This window comes from Streptosporangium minutum (assembly GCF_002149035.1).
Classification (GTDB): domain Bacteria; phylum Actinomycetota; class Actinomycetes; order Streptosporangiales; family Streptosporangiaceae; genus Streptosporangium; species Streptosporangium minutum.
On record NZ_NGFP01000349.1, the window covers coordinates 1 to 8014 of the forward strand.

At 67.0% G+C, this 8014-nt stretch carries 9 protein-coding genes and 2 pseudogenes; 10 read left to right on the forward strand and 1 reads right to left on the reverse strand.

Features of this window, described 5'->3' with window-relative positions:
- The 9 genes and pseudogenes from CA984_RS40890 to CA984_RS40920 all read left to right on the forward strand — a co-directional run.
- A pseudogene (locus CA984_RS40890) lies at positions 1–320 on the forward strand (NAD(P)-binding protein); the annotation flags it as partial.
- A 434-nt stretch (positions 321–754) separates the two neighbouring features.
- Complete coding sequence (locus tag CA984_RS40895) at positions 755–1399, forward strand: HAD family hydrolase (RefSeq protein ID WP_086578718.1); 645 nt, start codon at positions 755–757, stop codon at positions 1397–1399.
- Positions 1400–1410: 11 nt separating this feature from the next.
- Positions 1411–2589, forward strand: coding sequence for a helix-turn-helix domain-containing protein (locus CA984_RS40900; RefSeq protein ID WP_086578719.1), 1179 nt, complete (start codon positions 1411–1413; stop codon positions 2587–2589).
- Between the two features lie 786 nt (positions 2590–3375).
- Positions 3376–3600, forward strand: a complete 225-nt coding sequence (locus tag CA984_RS45705) for a hypothetical protein (RefSeq protein ID WP_165781610.1) — start codon at positions 3376–3378, stop codon at positions 3598–3600.
- On the forward strand, positions 3597–3911 hold the full coding sequence (locus CA984_RS40905; protein ID WP_133061930.1) for a hypothetical protein: 315 nt from the start codon (positions 3597–3599) through the stop codon (positions 3909–3911). Before CA984_RS45705 ends, CA984_RS40905 begins: the two co-directional genes overlap by 4 nt.
- A gap of 148 nt (positions 3912–4059) precedes the next feature.
- Positions 4060–4332: a hypothetical protein gene (locus CA984_RS40910; protein ID WP_133061931.1), complete on the forward strand. Its 273-nt coding sequence runs from the start codon at positions 4060–4062 to the stop codon at positions 4330–4332.
- Between the two features lie 511 nt (positions 4333–4843).
- Positions 4844–4966 (forward strand): hypothetical protein, encoded by a 123-nt coding sequence (locus CA984_RS48950; protein ID WP_278249100.1) that lies wholly within the window; start codon positions 4844–4846, stop codon positions 4964–4966.
- Positions 4967–5017: 51 nt separating this feature from the next.
- Positions 5018–5227, forward strand: a complete 210-nt coding sequence (locus CA984_RS40915) for a hypothetical protein (RefSeq protein WP_086578722.1) — start codon at positions 5018–5020, stop codon at positions 5225–5227.
- 67 nt (positions 5228–5294) lie between these two features.
- Entirely contained in the window at positions 5295–6869 is a 1575-nt protein-coding gene (locus tag CA984_RS40920) for an asparagine synthetase B family protein (protein ID WP_086578723.1), read from the forward strand.
- Here the strand turns inward: CA984_RS40920 and CA984_RS40925 are convergent.
- Positions 6829–7386: a GNAT family N-acetyltransferase gene (locus CA984_RS40925; RefSeq protein ID WP_341351758.1), complete on the reverse strand. Its 558-nt coding sequence runs from the start codon at positions 7384–7386 to the stop codon at positions 6829–6831. The two genes, CA984_RS40920 and CA984_RS40925, sit on opposite strands and share 41 nt — an antisense overlap.
- Before the next feature lie 237 nt (positions 7387–7623).
- Between CA984_RS40925 and CA984_RS40930 the strand changes: the two are divergent.
- Positions 7624–8014 (forward strand): annotated as a pseudogene (locus tag CA984_RS40930) (NAD(P)-binding protein); the annotation flags it as partial.

The following is an 8014-nucleotide window of genomic DNA, read 5'->3' on the forward strand; positions in this document are numbered from 1 at the left end:
CTACCTGGAGTACAGCATCCGCGACCAGCTACCTGGAGTACAGCATCCGCGACCAGCTCACCCGGCTGCTCGGCCCGAGCGGATTCGACCCGGCCCGCGACATCCAGGCGATCACGGTCAACCGGTGGGGCCACGGCTACGCGCCCGAGTACGCCACCCCGTGGAACCTCGACTTCTACCCCGAGGGGCCGTTCCCCGCGGCCGTGGCCCGCCGGCGGGCCGGCCGGATCGCGATCGCCAACTCCGACTCGGTACCGGCCGCCTACGCCGACGCGGCGATCACCGCCGCCTACCGCGCGGTCGGGGAACTCCAGGCGTGAGCGGGCCACGGTGGGCACGCCGGCTCAGCCGGGTGAAGGCCCAGCCCATCCTGGGCTCGACCGCCCAGCGGGTCACCCGCCGCACCGGCTCCGTGCACAGCAGCGCGGCGAGCCCGGCCGCCGGAGACGGCGACGGCGGCCACGCCCGCCGGGGTCGCGGCCCAGTCCCCATCACAACCCGTGTTCGTGGCGAGGGCGCGGGCTGCCGCACGGCCGGACAGCTTCCCAGGTGGTTCTGACCGTGCGGCACCCACGACGCACCGACAGCAGTGCTGCTCTGCCATCAAGGCAGACATAGGGCACGCTCCTGCAGCATCTCCAACCCCAGAAGTCTCAATGGCAAATAAGCCCGCCCCAAGGGTCCGCCGGCGTTCCTAGAAGTAGTCCCCGCACCCTTGCTACGCACGGCAGCGAACTGGCCTACTCTCCCATGTGTGGTTAAGACCGTGGTATTCGATATAGGCGAAACGCTGGTCCGCGATGACCGATACTGGGGTTCATGGGCGGATTGGCTTAACATTCCCCGCCACACCCTGTCTGCTCTGGTGGGAGCGGTGACAGCCCTCGGTATGGACAACGCAGAGGCGATACGCCTCCTCCGGCCGGACATCGACCTGCGTGCGGTGCGCCAAGCTCGCGAGGAGGCCGGCCAAGGCGAGTACCTCGATGAGACTGATCTATACCCCGACGTCCGGACCGGCTTGCAAGCTCTTCGCGACACAGGTTTTCGCGTCTGCGTCGCCGGGAACCAGACCCGCAAAGCCGGTGATCTTCTGCGTGGTCTGTCGATCCCTGCCGACGTTATCGCCACGTCAGAAGAATGGAACATAGCGAAGCCCGACCCCGAGTTCTTCAGGAAAGTCCTCCAGCTTGCCGAGGCTCCTGCTCATGAAACGGTTTATGTAGGAGATCACCCTGCCAACGACATCACTCCCGCGAAAGCGTCAGGCCTGCGCACCTGCATAATCCGGCGAGGCCCCTGGGGTCATCTGTGGGGCAACGATCCGGCCACTCTCGATTCAGTGGACTGGAACATTGACAGCATCACGGAGTTGCCTTCTCTTCTGTCAGGAAGTTAACCGGAGCCGTCATGACCCGTGAAGTTCTCAGAAACGGCCTCGGAGGTCGCATCGCTGCGATTCGCGGTGCGCGCCGCATGAAGCAGGACGACCTTGCCCAGGCGGCCAACGTCTCCCTCAGCATGCTCCGAAAGATCGAGCAAGGTGCGCGCGTGCCCAGCGACCACGTCCTGGACGCCATTGCCGTGGCCCTGGGCGTCGATCCGGCCCGTCTTCTGGGAAAATCCGGCCGCCTCGATGGCCGTGTCCACGACGCAATCCCTGTACTGCGCAAGGTCATCGCCACCTACGACGTCCCGGATGAGGGTCCGGTACGCCCTATGCCCGCGCTTCGAGCATCCGTTGCCGGCGCGGTTCAAAAGCGCCTGAGCGCCCAGTACATACGGCTAGCGCAGACTCTGCCCGGCCTACTTGGCGAACTCATCCGCGGAGTTCACACGGCGACCAATCCTGACGACACCGCGGCGTTACTCGTGGCTACCTATCGCGCAGCCGACGCGGTCGCCTACAAATACGGTTATCTGGATCTGTCAGCTCGATTGATCGAATTGATGCGCCAGACCTCGGCCACCGCCGAGGATCCTCTTCTCAGCGCATCGACGGCATATGTGCGAACCGAAGTATTCTTCGCCGCACACACCTACCACGCAGGTCTACGTGCAATCGAATCTGCGATCGACTGCCTACCGGAAAAAGCAGGGCGCTTGCGTCTGGGCGTCCTGGGGTCTCTGCACATGCGGGCGGCCGTCATCGCAGCGCGAGCGGCCAACGCCGACGCTGCCATGTCTCACCTGAGCGAGGCCCGACGACTCGGCGACTTAGTCCCTGAAGACATCTACTACGGGACCGCGTTCGGCCCCTCCTCTGTGCGCGTACACGAAGTATCTGTCGCCCTCGGTCTCGGAGACCGCCACCTCCAGCTTGCCCTCGCCCTGGGTGAGAACTGGTCGCCGCCTCTTGAGATGCCGGCCGAGCGCAGGTCCGGCTTCTTCATCGACCTGGCCAGGGCACAACTGTGGGCCGGTCTGAAAGACGCCGCTTTCGAGTCACTGAAGACAGCTCGCCGAATCGCGCCGCAGCATACGCGAGAGCACCCGTGGGTCCGTGAAGACGCCGAGACCCTGCTGCGCTTGCACCGTGCCAACAGCGAAAGCCTGATCAGCTTCGCCGAATGGGCTGGCGTGGTCTGACGCCTCCTCTGGAGTGACACAGCTTGTGGCACTTCCTCGATGCTCTGCGAAGCACCATGGGGTCGTCCGATCCATAGCGTAGGCGAACGGTGACGGTCCGCTTCGCTACGCACGGTTGGGATCCGCAGGCGCTGTCACGCCGTACGGATCCCTTGATCAGGAAGGTCCTCCTGACCCATGAACAACTCTAGTGCTCCGGTCCTCGACCGGGACACGGTGATCGGTTGTGGCTGCTTCGCCGACATGCCGCCGATGCCGATGGGCTGCGCCGTCTGCGGGCACGCCCCCTACACCCACGGCTGCCCCGGCCAGCCCACCGATCACGAGTACGCCCAGCCCTCCGGCGAGGTGATGGCCACACGCCTTCAGGCCCGCCGCCAGGCCGGCCCATGCACCCTACCCAGCATCGAGCAACCCGCCGACGTGACCCCGACCGAGGTCATTCCGCTCGTGCCCGCGCAGCGTCGTCCTGAGCCGCCCGCCTCCGCCCCGGCCGCGTTCCCCGTACAACCGCCGCTGCCCAAGCGGGCACCTCGTCCTTTCCCCCGTCCTGGATCGCGCGCCGCGGCTACCAGGCCGGCCCGGCGCGACGACAGCCGACGCCCTACGCCCAGCGGCACCTACGGAGGCTCCTGCGACTTCAGTCAGGCGAAAGCCACATCACCGACGCACCGCCTGCCTGTGCTGGACAGCGTGCTCCAGACACTTCTTCCGCACCGCATAAGGCGGACCCGCCCATCGCTCGCGACGATCGGACGGGTCCTTGATCGCAAGGGAGTGCGATCCATGGAGGATGTTAGATCCACAATGCCCGAGTCCGCGATCCCCGCGATTCCGGGCTGGCGATTGATCCTCAGCGACCGGGGCCGCTTCTGGGCCGTTCGAGAAACAGCGTTCCCCCGGAGCGCGTTGCGCGCCGGAGCGGAACCCACCGTGGATGCCGACACCTTCGACGGGCTGGAGGCCGAGGTCGAACGGCAGGAAGAGATCGCCAAGAAGGTGGTCGCATGATCGGGCATCCCCGCACACCCGGACGGCACCGCGCAGGCTTGGCCCCCGCCACTGTCCCCCACCGTCTGTGGGACGGCCCGGCCCGCGCTGAGGCCGATCGGCTGGGCCAGACCTGGAAGAGCTGGACCATCCTCTACGGCCTCGGCAGCCGCCGCTTCTACGCCATGGCGGCATGGTCGATGCCGGAGGCACTGATCGTCTCTGATCCCACCCCCGAGGGCTTGGAGGCTCAGATGCACAACGCGGAGATGATCCAGATCCTCCAGCGCCAGCCATATGCGCCCGCACTGGCCGAGGCCGGCCGCTCATGAGCAGGCACGGCGGCACCGTTTCCCAAGCGCACGCCGCCGTGCCGCAGTTACCGCACAGCACAGCGCGGAGGGGCGTCGGTGTTGTGCGTGACGCGGGCGGGCGGAGTCGTTGCCCGGCCCGCCCGCGTCATCCAAACAGGGGCACGCAGTGACTGATCCCGAGACACCCATCCTCGAAGGGGTGCTCATCACGCGGCAGCAATGCCAGCTCGCCGCGCTGGAGCAGACCTTCCCCGGCTGGCACGTCACCCATGATCCGGTCCTCAGCCGCTGGACTGCCATCCGGCATACGCCACTGTCCGAGCGAGAAAGGAGAGGGGGCGTCAGATACATGCTCACTTACCCCTCTGCTGAGGCGCTCGGCTCCGCGCTGGCCGACCAAGTCGAGCTGGCACACACCTACGGACCAACCCGGCCATGAGCTGGCGCGACGGCACGGACGCCCCCGTGTCGCGCTGCCGCGCCGTTCCCTCGGGCGGCCCTCATCCCCAGGGCCGCCCGAGGGCAGACACGACTACATAGACCAGCTTCTATTCACGCATCGGAGAGATCGTTGAACCTCAAGCGCGTTCGGAATGCGGCCTTCATCGTCGGCACCCTGGCTTTCTCCGGATGGCTGGTGAGCTCACCGAACTCAGTGCCGACACCCGTCCTCGCAGTGATGATCGTGCTGTGCGCGACGGTCTTGGCCGCGACGTTCCTGCCTCTCCTGCGTAGGCGGTCCCAGTAGCAGACTTCCCGCGGGCGGATGGCTCACAACCACGAATCGCCCGCGGGAGCCGGAAGCGACCGCACGACACCTGAACCGTGAACCGCCGGTCAGCGATGCCCTCACCGATTGCCCTCGGTAAGGCACTGCTCCGATTTCACCCTCTCACGCCGCAGGGCGCCGCGTTGGCCGCACTCACCTCAACCGTAGAAAGGAGGAAACGATGCTCAGGAAGATCATGCGGATCCTGCGCGCCACCTGCGGCGGATGCAATGGGTCCGGGTCCGTCTACATCGACGGCCAAGATCGGCGGTGCCCGCGCTGCGGCGGCAGCGGTTCCGTCTGACCAGCACGACGTACCCAGCAACTGCTCTGTCTCGACGATCACGGAGATGCCATGAGTACTCGCGATCAGGAGCCGCGACCGTACACCGGTCTGCCCGACTTCCACCCGCCGATGCCCCACCCGAATCTGACGTCGGCCCACGACAGGCTGTTCACCAGCCCTGCCCAGTACGGCGTCCAGACGACGATGGAGCGCCACGACAGCAAGAAGAGGTCCGGTTCCAGCGACGGCGCCCACACCTACGACACGCCGATCACCTGACCAGCCCCATCCCCTTCAGCAGGCCCCGGCTCGTCCGGGGCCTGCCCCGTTCTGGAGGTACGCTCACGTGCTCACCCTGCGTTTGACCCCCTACACCTCGTTGCGATGGGCTTGGAACGGAACGGCCTACACCACCGACGACCACGCCAGCGAGATCCGCCCCTACCAGCACCCCCTCGTCGAACAGCTCGCCATCAGCGACACCCACCGCACCATGCTGATCGTGCGCGAACGCGCCGCTGACCGCCCCATCTGTGCCCCGCAGGTCCGCGCTGTCACGCCCGCCGAGTACGACCAGGCCACCGACGCCGCTCGGCGGTGGCCTCTCGACTACGTGATGATCGAGACCAGGCCCCATCACCCCGTCCGCATCACCGCCGGCGCGCCCCGAACCACCCCGCTGTACCTGGCCCACTCCGACGGAGTCCTTCACGGCTCCTGGGAGATGGCCGACCTTCGCAGCTTCGCCACCGCCCTCAGTCCCAAGGAGACCGCGCGACTGCTCATCTACCGGCCCCGTTACGGCGCCGAAACCCTGTTCACCGGCATCCACCGGCTCACCGAACGCGCGGTCGCGACGTTCGGCGGCGCACTGGACCTGCACTACCCGGAGCCTGCGCTGCACATCCGCCCGCGGGCTCTCGCCGAGGACGGCGGCGTGCTCGCCGCATTCACCGAGGCGATCGACAACGCCTTCGACCGGCGTCCCTTCCGCCCCGATACCACCGCCTTCCACCTCACCGGCGGCTTCGACTCCGGCACCATCGCCACCTGGGCCGCCCACCGCTGGCCGGGCCAGCTGTCCACCGGGGCTCTTCTGGTCATCGGAGCCGGCCGCAAGCAGCAGCTCCGCCGCCGCAAGCAGCTCCGCGACGATCTGCCCTTCGGAGAGCGGGACTTCCTCGTCGACTGCCAGCACTACCCGCCGCTGCACCCAAACTGCGCCCGGGTGCGGGGCGATGTGATCAGCCCGTACGAAGAGCCACTGCACTATCCGTTCGCGCAGCTCACCGCGCAGCTCGTCAGTAACGGCGCGCGGGCGCTCGTCACCGGCCTGGGCGGGGATGAGATGGTCGCCCTGTCAGCGGAGGAATCAGACGCCGTTGCCCTGGCCAACGCCCACATCACCGAGAAGCTGCCGTGGCTCGGGGGCCGAGCACGGGCCGCATTGGAGTTCTCCGAGGACGCCATCGCCCCGCCGGCCGTCGTGAACTCCATGACGCTGCTGTCGCTGGAGACCACCGCGCCCCCGCTGCTGCGCGTCGGCGTGTGGCCGCTGCACCCCTTCACCGACCCGGACATGATCCGGCTCGGTGAGGAGCTGCCTATGCACTGGCGGGAGTTCAAGTCTTTGCAGCGCCGCCAGCTCGCGTCTCTCGGTCTCAGCGAGGATGTCACCAACCCCGTCGAGCGGGAATCGTTCGTCTGGCTGGTCGAGCACTCCTTGAAGACCTACGGCGTGCCGCTGATGCGCGGCATGCTCGCGCAAGGATCACCGCTGTTCGACGCCGGACTCGTCGACCCGGACGGCCTCGCCGGCACCCTCGACGAGCTGGGTCGCCAGCCCTACGACGAGGAGTATCACGCCAAGCTGTTGCAGGTCATCGACCTACATCTAGCGGCTCAAGCATTCCTGTCCTGAACTGCTCGGCCAGGTCCATCGGCTCGGCCCGCCGAGCCAGCATGTGATGGGTGTACTTGCCGTTCTCCGCTGTGCGGACCAGGCTGAATCCCTGGCTGGCGTAGTAGGTCGCAAGCTGCGGCCACAGGCAGTCCCGCCGCACCCACTGCACTCCCTGGCCGGCTGCCTGATCGACTGCCCACCATGCGATCAGCGTGCCGAGCCGCATGTGGCGGTAAGCCGGGTCGGTCACCGTGGTGTTGAGATACAGGGCGGGCTCCGCTCGCTCTGTGTCCGTCCACCCCCACGGCGGCCCTTCCTGCTGGATCGTCGTGCGGCCCACGATGCGAGAGCCGTTCATCTCCATGACCCACACGTCACCGAAGGGGTTGCCGCACTGCCCCGCGAGGTCGTCCACGCTCGGCCGCCAGCTCGGCAGGCCGTTCCTCTCCATCCACTCGCAGCGGGCAAGGATCATCGCGGCCACCGCATCTTGATCAGTCGATGTCGTCGGACGCATCACCAACACGATGGACACCTCCGTAGCAGAGCATCACCGCAAACACACGCCACCATAAGCCCCGCCGATCCCAGCAATCGGCCTTTTCAACAATGGACTCTCCGGTGCTGATCTCTCCTCCGCCGTTCCAACTCGGTAGACCTGCCCAGAGAAATCAGCCGCAGGAACGAGGGCAGCGCCGCAGCCGGATTAGGGTTGCGTCCACGGATGTGGTGAACGAGTATCCAATGCTGGTTCACCGGCGCCTACTGGTGCGTGGCCGAACTCGACTACCCGGTGAGCATCGGGGAGTACCTGCGCCCGAGGACCCCGGACCAGCCGATCAACGTGCACATGATCTCCACCCCCGCGGTGCCCGGCATGTCGCCCGCCAGTGGTTCGGTCGCCGGGCGGCACAAGCTGCTCAAGACGCCCTACGACTACCTGGAGTACAGCATCCGCGACCAGCTCACCCGGCTGCTCGGCCCGAGCGGATTCGACCCGGCCCGCGACATCCAGGCGATCACGGTCAACCGGTGGGGCCACGGCTACGCGCCCGAGTACGCCACCCCGTGGAACCTCGACTTCTACCCCGAGGGGCCGTTCCCCGCGGCCGTGGCCCGCCGGCGGGCCGGCCGGATCGCGATCGCCAACTCCGACTCGGTAC

What these genes read in the sequence shown, in the direction of transcription:
- CA984_RS40900 (WP_086578719.1), top strand. Translation starts at nt 1,411, where the DNA reads ATGACCCGTGAAGTTCTCAGAAACGGCCTCGGAGGTCGCATCGCTGCG.
- CA984_RS45705 (WP_165781610.1), top strand. Translation starts at nt 3,376, where the DNA reads ATGGAGGATGTTAGATCCACAATGCCCGAGTCCGCGATCCCCGCGATT.
- CA984_RS40905 (WP_133061930.1), top strand. Translation starts at nt 3,597, where the DNA reads ATGATCGGGCATCCCCGCACACCCGGACGGCACCGCGCAGGCTTGGCC.
- CA984_RS48950 (WP_278249100.1), top strand. Translation starts at nt 4,844, where the DNA reads ATGCTCAGGAAGATCATGCGGATCCTGCGCGCCACCTGCGGCGGATGC.
- CA984_RS40915 (WP_086578722.1), top strand. Translation starts at nt 5,018, where the DNA reads ATGAGTACTCGCGATCAGGAGCCGCGACCGTACACCGGTCTGCCCGAC.